Origin of the sequence: Pseudomonas sp. BF-R-26, assembly GCF_019947395.1 — a bacterium.
GTDB classification, from domain to species: domain Bacteria; phylum Pseudomonadota; class Gammaproteobacteria; order Pseudomonadales; family Pseudomonadaceae; genus Aquipseudomonas; species Aquipseudomonas farris.
The window spans coordinates 274,766-299,698 of record NZ_JAGYGK010000006.1; the positions used below are offsets into that span (position 1 = coordinate 274,766).

At 60.8% G+C, this 24,933-nt stretch carries 21 protein-coding genes; 5 read left to right on the forward strand and 16 right to left on the reverse strand.

The genetic code is table 11. The annotated features are described in order from the left end of the window. Window positions 1-6 precede the first annotated feature (6 nt). The 7 genes from KGB18_RS10930 to KGB18_RS10960 all read right to left on the reverse strand — a co-directional run bounded on the left by KGB18_RS10930 (window position 7) and on the right by KGB18_RS10960 (window position 10,470). The gene (locus tag KGB18_RS10930; RefSeq protein WP_123722334.1) at window positions 7-966 is read right to left on the reverse strand and encodes a peptidylprolyl isomerase; all 960 of its coding nucleotides are present in this window, start codon (window positions 964-966) and stop codon (window positions 7-9) included. A gap of 10 nt (window positions 967-976) precedes the next feature. Beyond that, entirely contained in the window at window positions 977-1,657 is a 681-nt protein-coding gene (gene narI / locus KGB18_RS10935) for a respiratory nitrate reductase subunit gamma (RefSeq protein WP_223569870.1), read from the reverse strand. After that, window positions 1,650-2,405: a nitrate reductase molybdenum cofactor assembly chaperone gene (narJ, locus tag KGB18_RS10940; RefSeq protein WP_038982853.1), complete on the reverse strand. Its 756-nt coding sequence runs from the start codon at window positions 2,403-2,405 to the stop codon at window positions 1,650-1,652. Before narJ ends, narI begins: the two co-directional genes overlap by 8 nt. 2 nt (window positions 2,406-2,407) lie before the next feature. Then, the gene (gene narH / locus KGB18_RS10945) at window positions 2,408-3,946 is read right to left on the reverse strand and encodes a nitrate reductase subunit beta (RefSeq protein WP_223569871.1); all 1,539 of its coding nucleotides are present in this window, start codon (window positions 3,944-3,946) and stop codon (window positions 2,408-2,410) included. Between the two features lies 1 nt (window position 3,947). Further along, window positions 3,948-7,721 (reverse strand): nitrate reductase subunit alpha, encoded by a 3,774-nt coding sequence (locus KGB18_RS10950; protein ID WP_223569872.1) that lies wholly within the window; start codon window positions 7,719-7,721, stop codon window positions 3,948-3,950. A 69-nt stretch (window positions 7,722-7,790) separates the two neighbouring features. Next, complete coding sequence (locus KGB18_RS10955; protein WP_123722331.1) at window positions 7,791-9,188, reverse strand: NarK family nitrate/nitrite MFS transporter; 1,398 nt, start codon at window positions 9,186-9,188, stop codon at window positions 7,791-7,793. Further along, on the reverse strand, window positions 9,166-10,470 hold the full coding sequence (locus tag KGB18_RS10960; protein WP_123722330.1) for an MFS transporter: 1,305 nt from the start codon (window positions 10,468-10,470) through the stop codon (window positions 9,166-9,168). Before KGB18_RS10960 ends, KGB18_RS10955 begins: the two co-directional genes overlap by 23 nt. Before the next feature lie 304 nt (window positions 10,471-10,774). Here KGB18_RS10960 and KGB18_RS10965 point away from each other — a divergent pair, with 304 nt between their 5' ends. The 4 genes from KGB18_RS10965 to KGB18_RS10980 all read left to right on the forward strand — a co-directional run bounded on the left by KGB18_RS10965 (window position 10,775) and on the right by KGB18_RS10980 (window position 14,455). After that, window positions 10,775-12,577 carry a HAMP domain-containing protein gene (locus KGB18_RS10965; protein ID WP_123722329.1) on the forward strand — a complete coding sequence of 601 codons (1,803 nt, stop codon included), beginning with the start codon at window positions 10,775-10,777 and terminating at the stop codon, window positions 12,575-12,577. Then, window positions 12,574-13,221: a two-component system response regulator NarL gene (gene narL, locus KGB18_RS10970; RefSeq protein ID WP_123356592.1), complete on the forward strand. Its 648-nt coding sequence runs from the start codon at window positions 12,574-12,576 to the stop codon at window positions 13,219-13,221. The genes KGB18_RS10965 and narL overlap by 4 nt, the downstream gene beginning before the upstream one ends. A gap of 86 nt (window positions 13,222-13,307) precedes the next feature. After that, entirely contained in the window at window positions 13,308-13,982 is a 675-nt protein-coding gene (locus KGB18_RS10975) for a Crp/Fnr family transcriptional regulator (protein ID WP_123356590.1), read from the forward strand. A 74-nt stretch (window positions 13,983-14,056) separates the two neighbouring features. Further along, the gene (locus KGB18_RS10980) at window positions 14,057-14,455 is read left to right on the forward strand and encodes a putative zinc-binding protein (protein ID WP_223569873.1); all 399 of its coding nucleotides are present in this window, start codon (window positions 14,057-14,059) and stop codon (window positions 14,453-14,455) included. A gap of 910 nt (window positions 14,456-15,365) precedes the next feature. Here the strand turns inward: KGB18_RS10980 and KGB18_RS10985 are convergent. From KGB18_RS10985 to norR, 7 genes are all read right to left on the reverse strand, one after another. Next, window positions 15,366-15,836 (reverse strand): SCP2 domain-containing protein, encoded by a 471-nt coding sequence (locus KGB18_RS10985; protein WP_123722327.1) that lies wholly within the window; start codon window positions 15,834-15,836, stop codon window positions 15,366-15,368. Beyond that, window positions 15,830-16,720 (reverse strand): U32 family peptidase, encoded by an 891-nt coding sequence (locus KGB18_RS10990; RefSeq protein WP_223569874.1) that lies wholly within the window; start codon window positions 16,718-16,720, stop codon window positions 15,830-15,832. Before KGB18_RS10990 ends, KGB18_RS10985 begins: the two co-directional genes overlap by 7 nt. A gap of 10 nt (window positions 16,721-16,730) precedes the next feature. Further along, window positions 16,731-17,726, reverse strand: coding sequence for a peptidase U32 family protein (locus KGB18_RS10995; RefSeq protein ID WP_123722325.1), 996 nt, complete (start codon window positions 17,724-17,726; stop codon window positions 16,731-16,733). Window positions 17,727-17,858: 132 nt separating this feature from the next. Next, entirely contained in the window at window positions 17,859-19,094 is a 1,236-nt protein-coding gene (glp, locus tag KGB18_RS11000) for a gephyrin-like molybdotransferase Glp (RefSeq protein ID WP_223569875.1), read from the reverse strand. Next, window positions 19,091-19,645 (reverse strand): molybdenum cofactor biosynthesis protein B, encoded by a 555-nt coding sequence (gene moaB, locus KGB18_RS11005; RefSeq protein WP_201060718.1) that lies wholly within the window; start codon window positions 19,643-19,645, stop codon window positions 19,091-19,093. Before moaB ends, glp begins: the two co-directional genes overlap by 4 nt. Before the next feature lie 227 nt (window positions 19,646-19,872). Continuing rightward, window positions 19,873-20,520: a pyridoxamine 5'-phosphate oxidase gene (pdxH, locus tag KGB18_RS11010; RefSeq protein WP_123722322.1), complete on the reverse strand. Its 648-nt coding sequence runs from the start codon at window positions 20,518-20,520 to the stop codon at window positions 19,873-19,875. A gap of 78 nt (window positions 20,521-20,598) precedes the next feature. Further along, the gene (gene norR / locus KGB18_RS11015; RefSeq protein ID WP_223569876.1) at window positions 20,599-22,128 is read right to left on the reverse strand and encodes a nitric oxide reductase transcriptional regulator NorR; all 1,530 of its coding nucleotides are present in this window, start codon (window positions 22,126-22,128) and stop codon (window positions 20,599-20,601) included. A gap of 154 nt (window positions 22,129-22,282) precedes the next feature. On the opposite strand from norR, the gene ytfE reads away from it, so the two are divergent. Next, on the forward strand, window positions 22,283-22,957 hold the full coding sequence (gene ytfE, locus KGB18_RS11020; RefSeq protein ID WP_008075057.1) for an iron-sulfur cluster repair protein YtfE: 675 nt from the start codon (window positions 22,283-22,285) through the stop codon (window positions 22,955-22,957). 119 nt (window positions 22,958-23,076) lie between these two features. On the opposite strand, the gene KGB18_RS11025 is transcribed toward ytfE, so the two are convergent. Together KGB18_RS11025 and KGB18_RS11030 are read right to left on the reverse strand one after the other, a co-directional pair. Next, window positions 23,077-23,514: a CopD family copper resistance protein gene (locus KGB18_RS11025; RefSeq protein WP_201060720.1), complete on the reverse strand. Its 438-nt coding sequence runs from the start codon at window positions 23,512-23,514 to the stop codon at window positions 23,077-23,079. Window positions 23,515-23,542: 28 nt separating this feature from the next. Then, window positions 23,543-24,733 (reverse strand): NnrS family protein, encoded by a 1,191-nt coding sequence (locus KGB18_RS11030; RefSeq protein WP_223569877.1) that lies wholly within the window; start codon window positions 24,731-24,733, stop codon window positions 23,543-23,545. Window positions 24,734-24,933: the final 200 nt, after the last annotated feature.

The window sequence follows — 24,933 nt, forward strand, 5'->3', positions numbered from 1 at the left end:
CGATGCTCACTGCACCAGCGGTGAGTCGGCGCCCTGCAAGTGGATGCCGCGAATATCCGCCGCACCAATCAGGGTTTGCAGGTACTGCACCAGCGCTTTTTGCCAGACGCCTTGCTGCAACTGCGTGCGGATCGCCGTAGACACCACTTCATAGGGCAACGGCATGCCTTCGATCCGCTGATCGACACTGACCACATGCCAGCCGTAGCGACTTTCCAGCGGTTTGCTGGCCAGGCCCGGCGCCAGAGTGAACAGCTGACGTTCCAGTTCGGGCACCGTCTGGCCCTTGCTGATTTGCCCCAGAGAACCGCCCTGAGCCTTCGACGGGCAGGCAGAATACTTCACAGCCAGCTCGGCGAAACTGCCGGGAAAGTCTTCCAGACGTTGCAGCAGAACCTCCGCCTGATCATGCGCAATGGCGCGTGCCTCGACATCATCCGGCGCGCATTCGAGCAGGATGTGCCGAACCGCCAGCAACGGTGCGCTGTGGAAACGCCCGCGATTGTTTTCGTAGTAACGAAGACTGGTTTCCTCGTCGCATTGAGGCACGTGCACCTCACGTTCAAGCAACAAGCGCGTGGCCGCTTCTTCTTCGTTCTCGCCGGCACCGATCTCCATCGACACGCCGAGTTCGGCGATGCGCTGCTGCAACAACTCGCGGATCACCAGCGCCCGGGCGGCCAGATAGACCGCCTCTTCGCGGCTTTCGGCCGGATGATATTGCAGCTCCTGGGCCATCGCTTCCGGGGTGATCGACACCTCGTTGACGCTGATGATCGGCCACTCCTGCTCGCTGCTGGCGATCAACTGCGCCGGGGCGTCATCGGCAGCCGCCGGCTCAACCGGGAGTGCTTCAAACTGCGCCTCTGCGACTGGCGCGATGTCGAGAACGTCCTCGGCTTTTTTGGAAGACCCGCAGCCACCGCTGCCGCCGTTACCACCACCACATCCACATCCACCTGACATGATTGCCTCCTCAGTACTTCTGACGAACGATTTGATAACGACGCCCCAGGTACCAGATCGGTGCGCTGATCATGTGTACGAGACGGGTGAAGGGGAACAGCACAAACAGGGTCAAACCGAGAAACACGTGCAGCTTGTAGGTCAGCCCGACCGGCGCGATGGCCGCCTCCGCTTCCATCGGCCGCAACAGCACGGTGTTCTGCGCCCAATCAGCGAGCATCACCATCACCGAGCCGTCCATATGCGAGGTGGACGCGACGATGGTCAGCAGACCGAGCAGCAACTGCGCCAGCAGCACCAGCAGAATCAGGATGTCCGAAGGGCTGGAGGTGGCACGTACCCGAGGATCGGTGAGCCGCCGATTGACCAGCATCAGCAAGCCGATCAAGCACAGCAGGCCAAAGAATCCGCCGGAGACCATGGCCAGCAACTGCTTGTTCTCAGTGCTGATGACATGGTGATAAACCGACGCAGGCGTCAGCAGGCCAACGAAGTGCCCGGCCAGCACGAACAGCACACCGATATGGAACAAGTTGCTCGCCACGCGCATGCCGCGTTGGTTGAGCATCTGGCTCGAACCTGCTTTCCAGCTGTATTGCGACAGGTCGAAGCGTGCCCAACTGCCGATCAGGCAAATGGCTAAAGCGACGTAGGGATAGATCCCGAATAACAACAGATTCCATTTAGACATTACCGACCTCCTTGGCTGGCGCGGCGGCCAACCCTTCATGCTGAAAATCCACCCAGTGCAACGGCACCGCGCTTTCTTCCCGAGCCTTGCCCGGTGCGCTTGGCAGTCCACTGCAACGGTCCTGCTGTTCGGCCTGGAGAAAGTCCACGGCCTCCTCTTCCCAGATCTTGTCGAGGGCTTCGAGGGAGTCGTCGCGCGGTTCCGCAGCCACCTGCGCTCGCAGGTCGGCCACCGCCTGATGCGGTTCGGCCCCGGCGATTTGCAGCAGCGCCCGGAAGCAACTGGCATAGGCGCTTTCGCGCTCTTCCAGACGTGCGGCGAGCAAGGCCAGCAAGTGCGAAACATCCGCCAGGCCCTCGCGGGCCTCGATGTCTTCGCGGGTGGACAAGAACTCCAGGTACAGCGGGATATAGTCCGGCAGCTCTTTGACGCCGATGGCAAAACCGGCTTCTTCGTATTGCGCCATCATGTCGACCATGGCTTGGCCACGGTCGCGGGACTCGCCGTGCACATGTTCAAACAACAGCAGCGACAGCGAGCGACCTCGGCCGAACAGCGCCCCGTAGTGCTCCTGCCCATCCATCAGGTCATTGGCGCAGATCAGCTCGAGCAACTCGAACAACGCGCCGCGTTGCTTGGGGCTGATTTCCCGTGACTGGATAATCGCCTGCTCCAGTTCGTCGCGACCGCCAATCAGCGTCTCGGTCGGGTAATCGAGCAGCAGCGAAATCACTTTGAGAATTTGCATGCTCATTCCTCCCACAACTGGACGGTTTTCAGGATGTCGCGGCGGTTGGCTTTCTTCGCACCGAACATGTTGGTGTCGGAGCTACCGCTGCAGCCGCTGCCGAAACTGAAGCCGCAACCGGAGCGTTCGGCAAAGGCGTCGCTCATGGCGTCTTCACGGTGCGCGCTCGGTACCACAAAGCGGTCTTCATAGTTGGCAATCGCCAGGTAGCGATACATCTCCTCGACCTGCGCCACGCTCAAACCGACATCCTTCAGTACTTGCAGGTCCTGAACGCCATCGACTTGCTCGGAACGTTTGTAGGCGCGCATCGCCAGCAAGCGTTTAAGCGCACGCTTGACCGGTTTTTCATCGCCGGCGGTCAGCAAGTTCGCCAGGTACTTCAGTGGAATACGCAGGCTGTCGACGTCCGGGATCACCCCGTTCATACCAACGGTGCCGGCAGTGGCAGCGTTCTGAATCGGCGACAGCGGCGGTACGTACCAGACCATCGGCAAGGTGCGGTATTCCGGGTGCAGCGGCAGTGCCAGTTTCCAGTCGACGGCCATTTTGTAGACCGGCGAACGCTGGGCTGAATCGATCACCGACTGCGGTACGCCATCGGCCAGAGCCTGACGAATCACTGCGGGGTCGTTCGGATCGAGGAAGATCTCCAGTTGTTTCTCGTACAGGTCCTGCTCATTGGAGGTGCTCGCCACTTCGCTGATGCGGTCGGCGTCATACAGCAGCACCCCGAGGTAACGAATGCGCCCGACGCAGGTTTCCGCGCAAACAGTCGGCATCCCGGCTTCGATCCGTGGGTAGCAGAAGATGCATTTCTCGGACTTGCCGCTCTTCCAGTTGAAGTAGATTTTCTTGTACGGGCAGCCGCTGATGCACATCCGCCAGCCACGGCATTTTTCCTGGTCGATCAGGACGATGCCGTCTTCTTCACGCTTGTAGATCGCCCCGCTCGGGCACGACGCCGCGCACGTCGGGTTGAGGCAGTGCTCGCACAGGCGCGGCAAATACATCATGAAAGTGTTCTCGTATTCGCCGTAAATGTCCGCCTGAATCTTGTCGAAGTTCTTGTCCTTGCGACGCTTGGCGAATTCGGTGCCGAGGATTTCTTCCCAGTTCGGGCCCCACTCGATTTTTTCCATGCGTTTGCCGGAGATCAGCGAGCGCGGACGCGCAGTGGGCTGATGCTCGCCCAGCGGCGCGGTGTGCAGGTGCTGGTAATCGAAGTCGAACGGTTCGTAGTAATCGTCGAGGCTCGGCAGATCCGGGTTGGCGAAAATGTTCGCCAACACACGGAATTTACCGCCGATGCGCGGGTTGATCGTGCCGTTGGCGTTGCGGATCCAGCCGCCCTTCCACTTGTCCTGGTTTTCCCATTCTTTCGGGTAGCCGATCCCGGGTTTCGATTCGACGTTGTTGAACCAGGCGTATTCCATGCCTTCGCGGCTGGTCCAGACGTTTTTGCAGGTGATCGAACAGGTGTGGCAACCGATGCACTTGTCCAGGTTCAGAACCATGCCGATTTGTGAGCGAATCTTCATCTCAGTTCTCCTCGATATCGGTCGGCAGCGGACGTGGCAGGTCATCGCCACTTGAACCATCGAGCCAGTCGACTTTGGACATTTTGCGCACCACGACGAATTCGTCGCGGTTGCAACCGACCGTGCCGTAATAGTTGAAACCGTAAGCCTGCTGGGCATAGCCGCCGATCATGTGGGTCGGCTTGAGCACGACGCGGGTGACCGAGTTGTGGTGGCCGCCACGGGTCTTGGTGGTTTCCGACCCTGGCACGTTCACGATCCGTTCCTGTGCGTGATACATCATCACCATGCCGTCCTTGACGCGCTGGCTGACCACCGCCCGGGCGGTCAGTGCACCGTTGACGTTGAAGCATTCGATCCAGTCGTTGTCCTCGATGCCGGCGCGTTTCGCGTCGTTCTCCGAGAGCCACACGATCGGCCCGCCACGGCTGAGGGTCAGCATCAGCAGGTTGTCGCTGTAGGTGCTGTGGATGCCCCATTTCTGGTGCGGAGTAATCCAGTTCAAGACGATTTCGATCTCGCCGTTGCTGCGCTTGCCTTTCACCCCTTCGATGGTGCGGGTGTTGACGGGCGGGCGATAACTCATCAATTGCTCGCCGAACGCCTGCATCCACGGGTGATCCTGGTAGAACTGCTGGCGACCGGTGATGGTGCGCCATGGGATCCCCTCGTGAACGTTGGTGTAGCCGGCGTTGTAGCTGACGTGATCGTCTTCGAGACCCGACCAGGTCGGGCTGGAAATGATCTTGCGCGGCTGTGCCTGAATGTCGCGAAAACGAATCGCCTCGTGGGCCTTGGACAGCGCCAGGTGGCTGTGGTCGATACCGGTGAATTCCGACAACGCGGCCCAGGCCTTGACGGCGACTTGGCCGTTGGTTTCCGGCGCCAGGGACAGAATCACTTCGGCGGCGTCGATGGCCGTGTCGATTTTCGGACGGCCGTGACTGATACCGGCATCGCCTTCTTTGTGATTGAGTTCACCGAGGAATTTCACTTCGTCTTCGGTGTTCCAGTTGATGCCCTTGCCACCGTTGCCGTTTTTCTCCAGCAATGGCCCGAGGGACGAGAACTGCTTGTAGATGTTCGGGTAGTCACGCTCCACCACGTGCAGGTTCGGCGCGTTCTTGCCCGGCTCCGGGGCCACACCGGCGCTTTTCCAGTCGGTGCCGCCAAACGGTTGAGCCAATTCGCCGACGCTGTCGTGCATCAGCGGGATGGTCACCAGATCCTTCTCAACGCCCAGGTGCCCTTCGGACATGCTGGAAAACGCCTTGGCGATGCCTTTGTAGATTTCCCAGTCGGAACGCGATTCCCACGCAGGGTCGATGGCGGCCGACAACGGGTGAATGAACGGGTGCATATCCGAGGTGTTCATGTCGTCTTTTTCGTACCAGGTTGCGGTCGGCAACACGATGTCGGAATAGACGCAGGTCGAGGACATGCGGAAGTCCAGCGTGGTGACCAGATCGAGCTTGCCGATGGCGCCCTCGTCCACCCATTCGGCTTCTTCGGGCTTGCAGTCGCCGACCTGACCGATGTCTTCGTTCATCACTCCGTTCTTGGTGCCGAGCAGGTACTTGAGCATGTACTCGTGGCCCTTGCCCGAGGAGCCCAGCAGGTTCGAACGCCAGATGAACATGTTGCGCGGGAAGTTGACCGGACTGTCCGGCTGTTCGCAGGAGAAGCGCAGCGAACCGTCCTGCAGCGACTTGACCACATAGTCTTTCGGGTCCATGCCGGCCGCAGCAGCGTCGCGGCAAATGTGCAAAGGGTTAGTGTTGAGTTGCGGTGCGCTGGGCAACCAACCGGCGCGTTCGGCGCGGATGTTGTAATCCAGGGCATGCTCGGGAAATTGTGATTTATCGGCCAATGGCGAGAGCACGTCGTGCATGCTCATCTTCTCGTGGCGCCATTGCGAACTGTGGGCGTAGAAGAAGCTGGTGCCGTTCATTTGGCGAGGCGGACGGTTCCAGTCCAGACCGAACGCCAAGGGCAGCCAGCCGCATTGCGGACGGAGTTTTTCCTGACCCACGTAGTGCGCCCAACCGCCACCGGTCTGGCCGACACACCCGCAGAGCATGAGCATGTTGATCAGCCCACGGTAGTTCATGTCCATGTGGTACCAGTGGTTCATCGCCGCGCCGACGATGATCATCGAGCGCCCCTTGGTCTTGTCGGCGTTATCGGCGAACTCACGGGCAATCTGGATGGCTTTCTCGCGGCTGACGCCGGTGATCTGCTCCTGCCACGCTGGGGTGCCAGGCACCGAGGCGTCGTCGTAATCCTTGGCCACGTTAGCGCCGCCGAGGCCGCGATCAATCGCCAAGTTGGCAGCCGACAGGTCGAACACGGTGGCGACTTTGGCCACGCTGCCGTCCGCCAGCACCACGTTATGCACCGGCACGCGGCGGTATTGCACGGCATCGCCGGCCACGTGCTGGAAATGCTCGTGGGATTCGCCGGCAAAATACGGGAACGCCACTTCGGCAACGTCATCGCCGATCAGGCTCAGTTTCAGATCGATCTCACGGCCTTCGCCGCCTTCACGGGACAGGATGTTCCACTTGCCCTTCTCACCCCAGCGATAGCCGATGGAACCCTGAGGGGACACCAGTTCGCCGCTGACATCAAGGGCGATGGTTTTCCATTCCGGGTTGTTTTCCTGGCCGAGGTTGTCAGTCAGGTCGCTGGCGCGCAGGAAGCGGTCCGGTTGGTAACCGGCGCCCGGTGCCTTGTCGACCATTTGCTTGAGCAGCACCAGCACTGGCAAATCGGTGAAGCGCTTGGCGTAGTCAGTGAAATAAGCGCTCGGTTTGTCCAGGTGGAATTCTTTGAAGATCACATGGTTGAACGCCTGGGCCAGCGCCGCGTCGGTGCCCTGCTTAGGGTTCAGCCACAGGTCGGTGAGCTTGGCGACTTCCGAGTAGTCCGGGGTAATCGCCACAGTCTTGGTGCCCTTGTAGCGGACTTCGGTAAAGAAGTGCGCGTCCGGGGTACGGGTCTGCGGAACGTTGGAGCCCCAGGCAATGATGTAGTTGGAGTTGTACCAGTCGGCCGATTCCGGCACGTCGGTCTGCTCGCCCCAGACCATCGGCGAGGCCGGTGGCAAGTCGCAGTACCAGTCGTAGAAACTCAGGCAGGCGCCGCCGATCAGCGACAGGTAACGCGAACCGGCCGCATAGCTGACCATCGACATGGCCGGAATCGGCGAGAAGCCGACGATCCGGTCCGGGCCGTATTGCTTGATGGTGTAGACGTTGGCCGCGGCAATGATCTCGTTGACTTCTTCCCAGTTGGAACGAATGAAGCCACCCATGCCGCGTTTGCTTTTATAGGAATCGGCCTTGACCTTGTCCTCGACGATGCTGGCCCAAGCTTCGACCGGCGCCATGGTCTGCCGCGCATCACGCCAGAGTTTGAGCAACGGCTTGCGGATTTTTGGGTACTTGAGGCGGTTGGCGCTGTAGATGTACCAGCTGTAACTGGCACCACGCGGGCAGCCACGGGGCTCGTGATTGGGCAGATCGTTACGGGTACGCGGGTAGTCGGTCTGCTGGGTTTCCCAGGTGATCAGGCCGTTCTTGACGTAAATTTTCCACGAGCAGGAGCCGGTGCAGTTCACCCCGTGGGTGGACCGTACGATCTTGTCGTACTGCCAGCGCGAACGGTAGACGTTCTCCCAATCGCGAGACTCTTTGCGGGTCTCTCCATGACCGTCGGAAAACTCGTTTTGCTTACGGTTGAAAAACCGCAATTGATCCAGTAAATGACTCACGGTGTAGTCCTCTCAGGCTTTGTCGCGGAGTCTGTGCCCCGCCCACGCAATGGTTGGATGCAGCTCGGCTCAGCAGGGTGTCGCGGCGCCTTTGCGCGCGTACCACCACCAGGTCACCACGATGCAGCTCAGGTAAAAGCCGACGAACATGTAGAAGGCCATCTCCGGGCCGCCGGTCTGGGCCATCGAAGTGCCGAAGGATTTGGGAATAAAGAACGCGCCGAAGGCGCCCATGGCCGAACTGAAGCCCAGGACCGCAGCTGATTCTTTGCCGGCATCCTTGAGCGCTTGTTCGCGCACGGCGGCTGGTTTGCCGGCCGAGGCTTTTTCATGTTGGGTGCGGAAGATCACCGGGATCATGCGGAAGGTGGAACCGTTGCCGACGCCGGTGGTGATGAACAGCAGCATGAACATACCGAGGAAGCCGTAGAAGTTACCGCCCTGGCCGCTTTGCGGCAGAAAGTGCAGAACACCGAACACCATCACGATCATCAGCACGAAGTTCCACAAGGTCACTTTCGCGCCACCGAGCTTGTCGGCCAGCCAGCCACCCAATGGCCGTACCAGAGCGCCAACCAGTGGACCGAGAAAGGCAAACTTCAAGGCAATCACGTCAGGGAAGGAGGTTTTGATCAGCAGCGGAAACGCGGCGGAGAAACCAATGAACGAACCGAAGGTCGCCAGGTACAACCAGCACATCAGCCAGTTGTGTTTGCGTTTGAAGATCACCGCCTGTTCGCTGAAAGAAGCGCGGGCACTGGACAGGTCATTCATGCCGAACCAGGCCAACACCGTCACCAGGACAATAAAGGGCACCCAGATGAAACCGGCGTTCTGCAGCCACAACTGGCCACCGTCCGGCAGTGCTTGCGGCGAGCCGCCCATGAAGCCGAACACCCCGAAAGTAATCACCAGCGGCACACAGAACTGCATCACCGAGACGCCCAGGTTACCCAACCCGGCATTGAGGCCCAGGGCCGTGCCCTGCTGCGACTTGGGGTAGAAGAAGCTGATGTTGGACATGCTCGAGGCAAAGTTGCCGCCACCAAAACCGCAGAGCAAGGCAATCAACACGAACACGCTGTACGAGGTGCTCGGGTCCTGCACGGCGAAGCCCATCCAGATCGATGGCAACAACAGCGACGCGGTGCTCAGGGCGGTCCAGCGACGGCCACCGAAGATCGGCACCATAAAGGAATAGAAGACGCGCAAGGTTGCACCGGACAGTCCCGGCAATGCCGCCAACCAGAACAGCTGGTCAGTGGTGAAGGTGAAGCCGATGGCGTTCAAACGCACAATCACCGTGCTCCAGACCATCCACACCGCGAAGGCCAACAACAGCGCAGGAATGGAAATCCACAAGTTGCGAGTGGCGGTCTGTTTGCCGCTACTTCCCCAGAACGCGGGGTCCTCGGGGCGCCAGTCATGAATGACCGGGCCTTTGTCAGGCTTTTGCAGAACGGACATGTTCTTCTCCTAGGGCAATGCGGGAAATCGGGGACGGGGTCAGCAGCGGCGCTTTACCCAGCACCGGGCTTTTGCGTATTTCGCTGAAGTACATCCAGGTGAGGGAGACCCAGACCACGCCGTACATCAACATGAAGCAGGAAGAGCGCACGCCGGTGAGGTCCACCAGGGCGCCGAACAGGATCGGCAGCACGAAGCCACCCAGACCACCGGCGAGGCCCACGATGCCGGACACCGCGCCCATGTTTTTCGGGTAGTCATTGGCGATGTATTTGAAGACCGAGGCCTTGCCGAACGCGAAGGCGATGCCCATGACGAACAGCAGCACGGTGAACAACGCAGGGCTCAGGCCGATGTGGAAATCCACCGGGCCGTTGATGGTCTGCACTTGCAGTTGGGTCTGGGGATACGAGAGCAGGAACAGGCAGATCCAGCTGACCCACAACACCCACCAGGTCACGCTTTGCGCACCCCAGCGATCCGACATCCAACCGCCGACGGCGCGCAGCACGCCACCGGGCAGGGAAAAACAGGCCGCCAGCAGCGCCGCACTTTGCAGGCTGAAACCGTATTCCTGCACGTAGTACTTGGTCATCCACAGTGCCAGGGCGACGTAGCCACCGAAGACGATCGAGTAGTACTGGCAGTAGCGCCACACCGCAGGGTCTTTCAGCGAGCGCAGTTGCTCACGCAAGGTGGCGCCGGTGGCACTGTGGTGGTCCTTGTTTTCGGCACTCAGAAACCAGAACAGCAGCGCGGTAATAAAGAGGATCGCGCTGAAGACTTTCGGCACCAGCTGCCAGCTGCCGGCTGCGATCAGTGCCGGAGCGAGAAACTTGGTCACCGCAGCCCCGGCGTTACCGGCGCCGAAGATGCCCATGGCGAAGCCTTGATTCTCCTTGTCGAACCATTTGGCGACGTAGGCAATCCCGACCGAGAACGAGCCGCCTGCCAGGCCGACGAACAAGCCCAGCACCAGGAACTGCCAGTAGGCGGTGGCGTGACTGATCAAATACAGCGGCGCGACGCAGGCCAACATCAGCAGGAAGAACACGCTGCGCCCGCCAAAACGGTCGGTCAGCAAACCCAGCGGCAAACGCACCAGCGAGCCGGTCAGCACCGGGGTCGCGGCCAGCAGGCCGAATTGGGTTTCGTTGAGCTGGAGAAGGTCCTTGATCGGCACCCCGAGCACGGCAAACATCATCCAGACCATAAAGCACACAGTGAAGGCCAGCGTGCTCATGCCCAGCACCAAGCCTTGTCGTACACGCGGTTGGGTCACAATGCTCTCCAGTCAGTTAGCCATGGCGGCAGACTAGAGAGGCCAACCCCGCAAAAACTTGACCCATGTCAACGAAGCCCTAGGGGGCATAGGCCTATGCTTGTGCGGTCTACCTCTAAGGAGGTAGTGCAAGACAACCTTAAAACCCTTTATTTATCAGCCTGTTGAGGGTTTTAACCGACGCTTTTGCTGACAAGGAACAGTCGACAACTCTTTAGAGGTAGCGCGCCCGGGATCGGCGGCAAAACCACACGCTGGAACTTTTCATGCTCTGTTTTCTGATTTTTTTCCCGGACCGGACCCGATGATGCGCTGGTTGCGCAGCTCCCTGCCCGCTCGCGCCGGGCTGGCGGTGATCCTGATCGCCGTGCTGGCGCTCGCCAGTTCGTTGAGCGCCGGGTTGATCGCCTGGTTCAGCCAGGGCGATGCCGCCGCCATCAACACCGCAGGCTCGGTGCGCATGGAGACTTACCACCTGAGCTGGAAACTGGCCGCGGGTGCAACGCCCTCAGAAATCGCTGCCATCACCGACAGCCTGCAAACCCGTCTCACCAGCCAGTCACTCAAGGCCGTGCTGGAAGATGGCCCGACCGCCGCCCTGCAAGTCAGCTATGGGCAAATCCAGCAACAATGGAACGAGGATTTACGCCCGGCACTTGAGCGCGGCGATGCGGCTGCTTTTCAAGTCCAGGCTCATTCCTTCGTTGAGCAACTGAACCAGTTCGTCAATCTGTTGCAGCGTCAGAGTGAACAAAAGCAGGGCTGGCAACAGGCGATCCAGGGCATGGCCTTGTTTACCACCATGATTGTCCTGCTGATCGGGTTGTACGAGTTGCAGTACGGTGTCGTCACGCCCCTCAAGGAGTTGGTGGACGCGACCCAGCGCTTTCGTCGCGGCGACTTCAAGGTGCGGGTCAACCATCAGTCCCAGGACGAACTGGGCCAGTTGGCCACGAGTTTCAACACCATGGCCGAAACGATCGAAGAGTCGCATCGCACCCTGGAAAGTCAGGTCCGGCAAAAAACCCTGAACCTGCAACAAGCCAATGCCGCCCTGGAGCTTCTGTATCAAAGCAGCCGAAGCCTGGCCACACGCCTGGCCAATGCCGAAGGCCTCGATGAATTGATTCGACGCTTCCAGCAACGCCTGCCCGGCTTGCGCCTGTCGCTGTGCTTGCAAGGCCAACTGCAGGCACCGGCCCAACAGCTACTGGCCCTGCACGGCGCGAACATCCGCGAAGTCTGCGCCAGTACCGACTGCGCCACTTGCCAGAAGCACCACAAAGCCAATCCGCAAGCCTTCAGCATCAGCAACCAGGGCAGTGAACTGGGTGAGCTGAAGGCGCACTTTGTCGATGGCCATCCCATGCAAGCCTGGGAAACCCAACTGATCCAGGCCCTGGCCAACCTGATCGGCACCTCACTCTCGCTCAAGCGTCAACGGGAACAGGATCATCGCCTGCTGCTGCTCGAAGAACGCACGATCATCGCCCGCGAGCTGCACGACTCACTGGCCCAGGCCCTGTCCTACATGAAGCTGCAAGTCAGCCGCATGCAAACCCTGATGCGTCGGGGCGAACCGGTCCAGACCCTGGAAACCGTCACCGCCGAATTGCGCGAGGGACTGAACAATGCCTATCGCCAGTTACGCGAGTTGCTGACGACTTTTCGTTTGCAGATTCACGATGCGGGACTGGTGCAGGAACTCAAGGACACCGCCGAGGAATTTTCTCGTCGCGGGGAGTTTCAGGTGCATCTGCACGTCGACACGCTGGCCTTTCAGCTAACGGCCAGCGAACAAATCCACATTCTGCAGATCACCCGCGAGGCGCTCTCCAACTGCTTGCGCCACGCCCATGCGCAAAACGCCTGGCTACAACTGCGCCAAGACGGCGAGACAGTCAGGTTGTCGGTCGAAGACGACGGTCGCGGCTTCAGCGGCAACGTCGACCAACGCGAACACCACGGCCTGAACATCATGGATGAGCGGGCTCGCAGCTTGCACGGCCAGCTGCAGATCATCTCCAGGGAACCCCAAGGCACCCGTGTCCAACTGGAATTCCATCCGGAATTTCTCGGGCAGCAAACAGAAGGTAGCGTCACATGACCCCGTCCCCGCAACACAGAATCCTGCTGGTAGACGACCACCCGATGATGCGTCATGGCATACGCCAGATGCTCGAACTCGAAGATGATTTCCTGATCGTCGGCGAAGCCAGCCAGGGTGAAGAAGCACTCGGCCTGATTGAGCCGCTTCGACCGGATCTGGTCTTGCTCGACAACAACATGCCGCAAATGAATGGCATCGAAACCCTGCGCCGATTACGGGCGATGAACTACACCGGCAAAGTGCTGCTGTTCACCGTGTCGGACGCCGAAGACGATATTCGCGATGCACTACGGCTGGATGCCGACGGTTATCTGCTCAAGGACATGGAACCGGAACTGTTGATCCAGTACATCCGCGATGCCTTGAACGGCGCCTTGGTGATTAGCCCCGGCCTGACTCAAGTCATGGCCCAGGCGCTGCGCTCGCCGCCGCGCCAGGCCGTGGTGGAATTGACCGAGCGTGAACGCCAAGTATTGAAAACCATCGCCAGCGGCTTCAGCAACAAGGTCATCGGGCACAAGCTGGGCATCACCGAAGGGACGGTCAAGGTCCACGTGAAAAACCTGCTGCACAAACTCGGTTTGCGCTCGCGGGTAGAAGCGGCAGTGTGGGCCATGGAGCATCTGCGCAGTGCGGGCTGAGGGGCATGCCTCCTTGGAGGTAGGCCTGCAGAGGCATAGGTCATTTGGCCTGCGCTCTCTACTATGACGGTCAGCGGAGGTACGCCATGCTGACCCACCCTTCCATCGTTTTAACGTTGCGCCGTCATCATCTGTTCAGCCAGCTCCCGGAGAAAGTCTTCGAGGAAGTCTGCAGCCTGGCCATGCTCAAGCGCCTGGCCTGTCACAGCACCCTCATGCACCAAGGGGATCCGGCCAGGCGTTTTTTCCTGCTGGTCAGCGGCCAAGTCAAGCTGTACCGGCTCACCGGCGAAGGCCAGGAAAACCTGGTGGAGATCATCCAGCCCGGCCAGACCTTTGCCGAAGCCTTGCTGTTCAGCCAGGCCCGTCTCTACCCGGTGAGCGCCACGGCCCTGAAGGACAGCGTGCTGGTGAGTATCGAGGGCAACCATTACCGCAATGCCCTGGAGGACCAGCCGAAAGTCTGTCTGGCGATCCTCGCGAGCATGAGCGTTCACCTGCACCTGCGTCTGCGTGACATCGATACCTTGACCATGGCCAGCGCGAGCCGTCGGGTGATCAATTTTCTGTTCCAGGAACGCCACCCGGTTACCGGCCAGATTGTCTTGCAGGTGTCCAAACGTCTGGTGGCGTCGAAGCTGGGGATTCAGCCGGAAACCTTCTCGCGGATTTTGCATCGCCTGGTGGAGTGCGGCCTGATCGCCATGGAGCGTCGCCATATCAGCATTCTCGCCGAGGAGGAGCTGGCGGCTTTCCAATAGCCGGAATTGACCGTCATCAAGGCGCAATGCCACGCGCCTTGCACACTGGCAGCGTCCATCCACGGAGAGTGCAAATGCCCCGTTCAACCCTGCCTTTGGTTTACTCCTGCTCAGGTTGCTCCAACGTCGCCCAACTGGCCAACACCCTGGCCGTGCGACTGGACCGCAGCGGCCTGGCTGAAATGTCCTGCATCGTCGGTGTCGGCGGGCATGTGGCGGCGCTGGTCAACAAGGCACGCTCGGGGCGCCGGATCTTCGCGCTGGATGGCTGCCCGTTGCAATGCGTTGAAAACTGCCTCAAGCAACATGGTCTGCATGCTGATGTGCATCTGATTCTCAGCCACTATGGGCTGCGCAAACGCCATGGTGAGGATTGCACGCAGGCGCAGAGTGATGAGTTGTTTGAAGGGATCAGGCAGTTGATTGTCAGTGATGCTCGGCAGCATGAAAGCCGGCAGGAAACGATGGCCTGAGGGCCAACGAAAATCCAAATGTAGGAGCGGGCTTGCTCGCGAAAGCGGACTGACCGCTGACTTATAATTTTGGTCGGAGTACATATCCATTCCTGCGGTAACGGCTTCTAATGGTTTCGCTTTTACAGCGAGTCACTTTCGAAAAGCGCGAAAGTAACCAAAGCGCTTCTGCCCCTTTCGATCGGTGGCTCGCCTAGGCTCGCCATGCCCTCGCTCCGGTCCTGCTCCGTGGGCCCGCCGCCATCGGCCATCCATGGCCGGGGGCGGCTAACCCGGCATCCATGCCGGGTTGCCCACTGCGCAGAACCTGCGCTCGGCCTCTCGAGGGGGCGACTACCGCAAAAGCAGCGCGAGGCGGCCTACCGGCCGGCCTGTCTCCTCAACACCTGTGCGTACTGATCGTTCCCACGCTCCGCGTGGGAATGCCGCCGGGGACGCTCCGCGTTCCGCTGTCGACGCAAGACTTGAGTCCTGCGCAATGGTGACGCAGAGCGTCACGGGATGCATTCCCACGCAGAGCGTGGGAACGATCAGTGTGGGGACGGCTCCTGTGGCTTTGCTTTGGCTTTGGCTTTGGCTTTGGCTTTGGCTTTGGCTTTGGCTTTGGCTTTGGCTTTTGATCTTGATCTTGATCTGCCCCGTCGGAAGGCCGAGCGCAGGTTCTGCGCAGTGGGCACCGCGGCAAGGATGCCGCGGTAGCCGCCCCCGGCCATGGATGGCCGATGGCGGCGGGCCCACGGAGCAGGACCGGAGCGAGGGCATGCCGAGCCTAGGCGAGGCACCGGACGTCAGGGGCCAAAGCGTTTTGGTTACTTTGGCGCTTTTCCAAAGTGACCCGCCGTAAGGGCGGAACCCTAAGCGGCCATTACCGCAGGAATGGATATGTACCCCGACCAAAAACACAGCCCGGCTAACCGGCCGCCAACCCCTTCCCCGCCCGTTCCAGATTGCGCCACAACCAAACAGGCAACACATCAGGATCCAGACTGTCGATCAGATTCTTCAACGCCAACCCCAACTCCGTATCCCCCTCAATCACCAAACGCCGGCGAAAAAACAACGTGTCCGGATCTTCCTGACGACTCGCCAGCAGCAAAAACTCCCGCCAGTTACCACTGATCGTCACATGCGCAGTAGCGTGCTCAGCAATCCGCAACCCTTTACCACTGAGCGTCAAATACCAGGACAACCCCAGATCCGGAATCCGCAAACACAACCAACGCCCACGCAAAACCTCGAACTCACCATCGCGTAACGGCTCGGCGAGGCAGCGATTCAGCGCCTGTTGCAACGCCAGGCGCTGCACGGCAAAAGGCACCCGGCGCACCAACGGCAACAACCGGTCGGCACCTTTCAACAGCCACTTTTTTCGATTCAACACAGGCCGACCTCCTCGACGCGCAGCATGCCGGCCTGGCCATGCCAATAACCATTGCACCCTTCGACGAACAGCGGCGGTGTCTCGCCCAGACGAACCCGTTGATAGGCCGCGACCACTTCGGCCATGCCCTGAGCACGAGGACTCAAGCGCAACAGATCGGCCCCGCAGGCCACCAGCCCGGAGTAATCGGCCAACAGATTGGTCACCTCGGCCGACATTGTCTGAATACCGTTGATGGTGAACAGCGCCTGCCCTTCCTGGCTGGTCAGCGCCAGGCCGTCGGGGTAGTTGATGCAGCAAAACTGGCAGTCGTCCTTGGGCCGGTTTTCCGCACGGGCGGTGAAGCAGCGTGCGGAATAGGCCAACGGCAGATGCCCATAGGCAAAGATTTCAACTTCCGGCACTGCACGGCCCAGTTCGCGTACCTGTTCGATCACGTCACCAATCAGCGCCGCCGAACATTCCACGGGCGGCACCCAGCGGGTCATTCCGCTGTCGAGCAGTTGCGCCAGCGCATGACCGTTGTACAGATTAAGGGCCGGGCCGCCCACGAACGGCAGCTTGCGCTCGGCCAGGAACTGCACCGCGCCCATGTCGTTGGCTTCCACCAGCAATTGGCCGTTGTCGCACAGCCGGCGCAGGCTAGAGAGTTCGGACGCCGCTTCGATCAGCGTCAGGCTGGAAAGCACCAATTGCGCCTGGCTGCATTCCTGCAACTCACGGCCCAACCCCAGCCATTGATCCAGTGAAAATGCCCGGCGTTTCGAGCACACGGTTTCCCCCAGGTAAATCACATCCAGGGGCAAGGCCGACATCTCGGCGTAAAAGTTGCTGAGTTGCTCTTTGTCCCAATAAAACAGGACCGGTCCCAGGCTGAGTTTCATGTCGAATCCCTCATTGCCATGATCGATGATAAGCACCCAGGGTGGTCTGGCTGCCTTCGGACAAACCGGCCAGCACCTGACGCCATTCCTCCTTGACCCGAAAATTGCCCGGTGCGCCACGATGGGCGTCCAGTGCCGCGCGCCAGACGCGGGTGACTTGTTCGACGTAGGCCGGGCTGCGTTGGCGACCCTCGATTTTCACGGCTTCGACGCCGATGGCCGTCAGTTCCGGCAGCAAGTCCAGGGTGTCGAGGCTGGTGGGCTCCTCCAGCGCATGAAAGCGTTTGCCGCCGACCAGGAAACGGCCCTTGCACAAGGTCGGGTAACCAGCCGGTTCGTCAGGGGTGTAGCGATCGATCAGGACTTCGCTGAGGCGCGCACTCAAGCCTTCGGCGTCCTCGCTCCAGCGCACCGCCTTGGCTGGCGAACAGACACCGCACAGGTTCGGCGACTCGCCGGTGATGTAGGAAGACAGATGGCAACGCCCTTCGGCCATGATGCACAAGCTGCCGAAGCCAAACACTTCGATGGGCACCGGGCTGCTGGCGGCAACCTGGCGTACTTGCGCCAACGACAACACTCGCGGCAGCACCGCGCGTCGAATGCCGTAGCGCTGCGCATAAAACTCCAGCGCGGCGGCATGGGTCGCCGAGCCCTGGACCGACAGGTGCAACGCCAGTTGCGGATGCCGCTGACTGGCGTAGTTGAGCACCCCGGGGTCGGCGGCGATCAGCGCATCGACGCCGAAATCGGCGGCACGATCCACCGCCCGCTGCCAGCGCTCCCAGCCCTTGGGTTGCGGGTACGTGTTGACCGCGACGTAGAGTTTGCGTTGATGCTGGCGAATGTGGGCGACCGCGGCGTCGAACTGTTTGTCGTCCATGTTCAGCCCCGCGAAATGCCGGGCGTTGGTGTCATCGCGAAAGCCGACATAGACAGCATCGGCGCCTTGGCGCACCGCCGCTTTAAGCGCAGGCAGGTTCCCTGCCGGGCAGACCAGTTGCATGGGTAATCCTCATGAAAAAACGCGTCTGGGCCATCGCCTGATGCCCATGACGCGAAGGTCCGGGGCGATCGAAAAAGGCGCTGCCAGTCTAGCGAGACCGGCAGGCACGGCCTTGACGGCAATCAATTGCCATCAATGCATCAGGTCGGCGAAGGACAGGAACATCACGTTGTCGTGCTTGAGCACTTGCTGCTCGCACTCGATCACCGCCAGCCCATCGGCCCAGCACGCGGCGGTCAACATGGCCGAGCTTTGCTGAGGGTGCAGTTCCACGCTCAACTGGCCGTCAGCTCCGGGCGTCAATCTGGCCCGCAGGTACTGCCGACGCTTGTTACGCTGCAACCAGTCGAACCCGGCTGGCACGGCTAACGGCACCGGCAGTACGTCAGTCACGCCTTGGGCCCTGAGCAGGAACGGACGCACCACCACCAACGCGGTAATCAGCGCCGCCGACGGATTTCCCGGCATGCCGATCCACGGTTTGCCGGCCACTTCACCAAAGGCCAGTGGCTTGCCCGGCTGGATGGCCAGCCGCCAGAAATCGACGTTGCCCAGTTCCTCGATCGCCTGTTTGAGGTGATCTTCCTCGCCCACCGACACGCCACCGGAACTCAACAGCAAGTCGCATTCCGAAGACGCCAGGCTCAAGGCATGCCGGCTGGCCGCCAACTCATCGACCATGACGCCATAGTCGTGCACCTCAACGCCCCAGCCGCGCAACAACGCGGCGAGGCAATACCGGTTGCTGTTGTAAATCTGCCCCGGCGCCAAAGGATCGCCCGGCTCACGCAGTTCATTACCGCTGCTGAGCAGGCACACCTGCAACGGCTGATAGACCTCGACCCGCGCGATACCAGCGCCAGCCAATAACCCCAGTTCTTGTGCGCGCAGGCGTTTACCGGCCTTGAGCAACAGATCCCCGCGGCGAACTTCCTCACCCTCCTTGCGCACATGGTCGCCAACGGATACAGGCGGGAACCAGACGCGCTCGCCCTCGACCCGACAGCGCTCTTGCGGCACGACGGTATCGGCACCCGGTGGCAATGGCGCGCCGGTAAAGATCTGCACCGCCTGCTGCGCGAGCAAGGGCGAGCACGCTTGGTCCCCCGCCGCAATGCGCCCGCCAATCGATAAACAGCCACCCGCCTGGGGCAGGTCAGCTGCCCTGAGGGCATAGCCGTCCATGGCACTGTTGTCCCAGGCCGGCAGGTTCACCGGGGAATGAATGTCCGCCGCCAGCACCCGCCCCATGGCTTGATCCAGACGAACCATTTGCGCCAGGGGCGGCGGCGGTGCCTGATCCAGCAGACGGCTGATGGCCTCGTCCACGGGCATCAGGTTGCCGATGTCGCACACCCGGCCGGTCATGTGCGCGTCCCGCAGGCGTCGATGATCCGCTGCGCTTGCGGTTTCAAATGCGGGGCGAAATTGCACGGGCCGGTGCGACTGTCCAATTGTTCGAGCAGGATCTTGTTCCAGGCAGTCCGGCAGGCACCCGGCGAGCCTGGAACGCAGCACACCAGTACGCCGTTACTCATGCCGGCCAGTGCCCGGGACTGCAGGCTGGACATGCCGATTTCCTCCAGAGACACCTGACGGAACAATTCGCCGAAGCCTTCCACATGTTTGTCCAACAGCGGCAGCACCGCTTGCGGTGTGTTGTCGCGAGCGGTGAAACCGGTGCCGCCGGTCATCAAAACCACTTGCACTTTGGGGTCGGCGATCCACCGGGAAACGGTTGCGCGGATCTGATAAATGTCGTCCTTGACCAGATCACGATCGATCAACACATGCCCGGCTGTTTGCAGCAAATCCGTCAGGGTCTGCCCCGAAGTATCGGTGTCAAAGGTGCGCGTATCGCTGATGGTCAGTACGGCAATGTTCAGGGGTTCAAACGTGCGTTGCGCCAGATGGGCCATATCCAGGTCTTCCCGTAGATGAGGGTATGGCCCGAAGCCTGAACCGGAATAGCGAGCGAGCCAATTCCTCCAAGGAGGTACCTCGTCGGGGACATAAGTAGAATGCTCAGGCACAAAAACCTGTGGGAGCGGGCTTGCCCGCGATGGCGATATTCGACTCAACACATGTATTGACTGAAATGACGCCTTCGCGGGCAAGCCCGCTCCCACACTGTCCCCCATCGCTTTCAAGGTGCCAACCGGCTCCGTTTCCACAGACCATCGCGCAACCGGTAATCAAGTCGATCATGCAAGCGGTCGGCCCGTCCCTGCCAGAACTCCAGACGTTCAGGGTGCAGGCAATAGCCGCCCCAATGCTCGGGACGCGACACGGTCTGGCCAACGAAGCGCTTGATGGTTTCAGCCAGCATGGATTCCAGCGCTGCGCGACTGGTCAGCGGACGGCTTTGCGGTGAAGCCCAGGCACCCAGGCGACTGGCCATGGAACGAGAATCGAAGTACGCATCCGACAACGCCGGATCGAGCCTGGACACCTGCCCTTCGATACGCACCTGACGCTCCAGTCCCGGCCAGAAAAACGTCATCGCGGCATAGGGATTGGCGGCCAGTTGCTGACCCTTGTCGCTCTGGTAGTTGCCGAAAAAAGTAAAGCCTTCATCGCTCAATCCCTTGAGCAGCAGAACCCGACAGTGCGGCCGTCCTTCAGGGTCGACCGTCGCCAGCACCATGCTATTGGCCTCGACAGGTGCGCACTCGGTGTCGCGAGCCTGTTGCAGCCACTGCCGGAACATCGCCAGCGGATCGTCCAGCGCCGCCTCATCTTGCAGGCCATTAAGGGTGTAGTTACGGCGCATCTGAGCCAGGGAAAGCGGCATGACGGTGATCTCCGGAAGGTTTTACGCAGTGTGCGAGGCACTGCGCGATACCACCTTGACCGCCATCAACACTGTCGCCTACTTGAGACGCAGCCGCCGCGCCAGTTTGTGCAGGTTGCTGGGATCGACTTCGAGGATTCGCGCGGCGCTGGCCCAGTTTTCCCCGGACAGGCTCAGGGCCTGGAGAATTTTCTTGCGCTGGTAATCGTCGACGGCTTCACCCAAGGGCTGGAACGGCAGATCAGCCGTAACGTCCGGGGATGGTTCGACCACCGTCCCCGATGCCGCCATCGCGCTGTCGAGATCGAGAATTTCAGGCTCCAGCGTCATGATCAACGCGCGACTCGTACCGCGACTGAGCTGCTTCAACGCAGCCCGACTGATCACATGCTCCAGTTCGCGCACATTGCCCGGCCAGGTATAAAGCAGCAGCGCGCGTTCGGCCGCCGGCGACAGGCGCAAGCCGCGCAGGCCGAGCCGCGCCCGATTGAGTTCAAGGAAATGCCCGGCCAACATCAACACATCGTTACCGCGCTCGCGCAGGGGCGGAATCGGCACTGGATACACCGAGAGCCGGTGATACAGATCGGCGCGAAAAAAGCCGTCGCGGATACTGTCCGGCAGATGCCTGTTAGTGGCGGCGATGATGCGCACATCGACGTGCAGCGGCTTGTCGGCGCCGAGGCGCTGGATTTCGCCGTTCTGCAGGGTGCGCAGCAACTTCGCTTGCACGGCCAATGGCAATTCACCGACTTCATCGAGAAACAGCGTGCCTCCGTTGGCGGCATCGAAGCGTCCGGCACGGTCACTGGTGGCGCCGGAAAAGGCGCCTTTGACATGCCCGAACAACTCACTCTCTGCCAGCGACTCCGGCAAAGCGGCGCAGTTAACGTGGATCAGCGGTTTGTGATGGCGCCTTGAAAGACGATGCAAGCGCCGGGCGAACAACTCTTTGCCGACGCCAGTCTCGCCCAACAGCAACACCGGCAGATCGGAGTCGGCCAGTACATCCAGCTCATTGAGCAATTGATGCAGCACCTCACTCTGCCCGAGGATCTCGCCCTCCTCGACCGGCATTCGCAAGTCCTGGGGATCGCTGCGGGACAGACGCAAGCTGCGGTTTTCCTGTTCCAGTCGGGTGACCCGCACGGCGGCTTCGATCTGTAAGGTGCAACGCTTGAGCTCTTCCCGCGCCCGGCTGTCGAAGGTCCCGGCGTGCAGCGCATCGAGGGTGATCGCGCCCCAGATCCGTCCTTCGACATACAGGCTCACGCCCATGCAGTCATGCACCGGCAGCGGTTCGCCGACGTGATTGTCGAGCAAGCCGTCGTAGGGGTCCGGCAGGCGACTGTCGGGTTCGAACCAGGTCGGCTCGCGCGACGCCATGATTGCCGCCAGCCGGGGATGCTGGGCGATGACGAACCGGCGCCCCAACGCTTCATGAACCAGCCCCACCGTCGCCACGGGCCTGAGGCTATCGTCATCCAGACGCAGCAAACCCACGGCGCCACTGTTGAAGTATTCGCGCAGGGTCTGGACCAATCGTTGCAACCGCACGGCATTGGGCAACTCGACGATCAGGTCGGCTGCCAGGCTTTCTCGCAGCATGGTAGTAATCACCCTCTATGGTTGGATTCACCCTAAAGCGTCAGGGTGCCTATCACCACAACTAAAAATAAATTCATATTTTTCAATCATTTAAATATGGCATGCCGGATGCAATGAGCCTGGGGAACCGTTGAAACCCAAACAAGGAACCCTGATGAGCCAGACCCTATTGGAACAAAGCCTCGGCCAACTGGCCTGCGACATTCCCGGTGCCACCCGGATCTTTCATACCTTCAAACTGGACTTCTGTTGCGGCGGGCATAAGAGCCTGCGTGAAGCGGCCCTTGGCAAAAACCTCGATCCGGTCCTCATTGCCGACGCGCTGAACATTCTGCAAGACGCCGGCGAAACCCAGCACGACTGGCGCAACGAACCTTTGGAACTGTTGATCGCCCACCTTCTGGCGCGCTACCACGCCCGCCACCGCGAGCAATTGCCGGAACTGATCCGCCTGGCCCGCCGCGTCGAGCAGGTCCATGGCGCGCGCAGCAGCTGCCCCAACGGCCTGGCCGATCTTCTGACCGACATGCAACAAGAACTCGAAGGCCACATGCTCAAGGAAGAACAGGTGCTGTTCCCGATGCTGCAACAAGGCATCGGTGCTCAAGCGGCGCCGCCGATCCAGGTGCTGCGCTTCGAACATGATCAACATGGTGAAGCCCTGGAGAAGATGCTCGCCCTGACCAATCACATCATCCCGCCTGCCGATGCCTGTAACACCTGGCGTGCCCTCTATCGCGGGCTGCTGGAATTCAAAGACGACCTGATGCAACACATTCATCTGGAAAACAACGTGTTGTTCATCAATGCCCTGAACCCTCGTCACTGATCGATTTTCGGAGGCCGCTTTCGCGAGCAGGCTCGCTCCCACATGGGATGGTATTCCAATGTGGGAGCGAGCCTGCTCGCGAATGGCGTCACCACGGATTTATGGGTTTTCCAGCACGATCAACCGTGCCAATAGAACATCGCCTTGGCCAGGATCACGATTAACACCATGTGCCCGAGGATGCTGCGGCGAATCCAGGTGGCGCGAGTCGTGGTCAGGCGCGCATGGGTCAGCCAATAGGCCAACAGCAAGTAATGACCGATGATGCTCAGGGCCAGGATGATCTTCAGGCTCAGCAACGTACCAAAGCTGCTGGCCAGCGGCTGACTCAATGCGCCCCGGTACTGCCACGCCAGGCCGATGCCGGCGCCATACAACAGCAACACCACGCCATGCAGTACCTTGCGCGAACGCACGGCAATCGCCTGATCCGCCGTGGTTTGCGCGGGATCCGCCAACTGCTGGCGCGCGCGATGCCAGATGACCACCTCGAAAAACAGTGTGCCGATGAAGGCAATCGCTGCCAGCAAATGCGTGACCAGTAAAAAGGGATACATCAGCGCCAGCCTCTGTCAGTTCGCGTGCTCATCCCGGATGACCGTCCACCCGGGCGCGCAGCAGCATCGGCCCATAACGCCAGGCATACAGCGCAAACGCCAGCGCCCAGCACACACCGGCCAACCACAATGCCGGCAAGGGAAAAAACTCGATCAACATGACCCGGCTCAGACACGCCAGGTTGAGCAAGATGAACGCCAGGGTCATGCCCGACGGCGGCTCCAGTGCGCGGCCGGTGTGGCCCAGGCTGACTCGGGCGATCATCGCCAGCACCAGGCCGCCCATGGCCCCGATGGTCAGGCAATGCACCGCCAGGCTCGGATTGATCGGCACGCCGAAATGCCACAGCGCCATCCCGAGACACGCCACCGCCAACCAGCCATAAGCCAGGTGCAGCGACCACAGCAACGGTACGTGCCACAGTGCCCGGTCATGCCAGCGCACCAGTCGCACCAGATGTCCCGCCGCCAGCACCGCGAACAGCAGGCCCACCCAGACATTGGGATTGAGCGCAGGTCCTGCGGCATACAACAACGCCACCAGTGGCGAACCTACCAACAGCAGTCGATCCAGCCAGGGCCAGGCGGCAACGCCTTCCACCCGACCAAGGCCACGCTGGGTGAAGAACGGAATCACCCGCCCGCCAATCAACCCCATCATCGCCGCCACCAGCCAGATACCGGTCAGCACGCCTTGGCGCTGCCAGCCTTCATGCCCCTCGACCAAGCCATACAGGGACAACCCGTCGGCCACGGCCAACAACAGCAGAACCACCACAATCGGGTAGTTACGTTTCTGCCGCACCTTCCACAAGGTGAAGCCCATGAGCACCGCCACCGCCAACGGGAACGCCAGTTCCAGCACCGCGAGCAACGGCCACGGCACATTGGCCAGCCAGGCCACTCGCGCCAATAACCACAGCAGCGCCAGAGCGGCCAACGGTTTGCCGCTGAGACCGGGGCGACCGGTCCAGGTCTGCACGGCCGTCAGCAGAAAGCCCGCGATAATCGCCAAGCCGAACCCGAACAGCAATTCATGCCGATGCCAGCCCAGCCAACCGCCTGCCGGCTGCCAGTCGGACATCGAACCATTAAAAGCCGCCAGCCACAGCGGAATGGCCAGCACCGCCAACAGGCAGCCGGCGAGGAAAAACGGCCGGAAGGCCAGCCGTAACAGCGGCGCGATTGCCATCGCTTTACGGCGGTCAAGCACTTGCATAAAGCCACTCCTCTACCTGTTTGCTGACCTGGCGCCAACCCGCACGCGCCGAGGTAAATCCAGGGGCAATCATCGGGTATTACCGATCCATTGCCTTTGTCACAGATCAAGTGTGCAAGGGACGTGCCCCGATGCTCATTCGAACCTGTCTGGACTAGGAGAATGGTGGCCCCTGTGGCGAGGGGGCTTGCCCCCGTTGG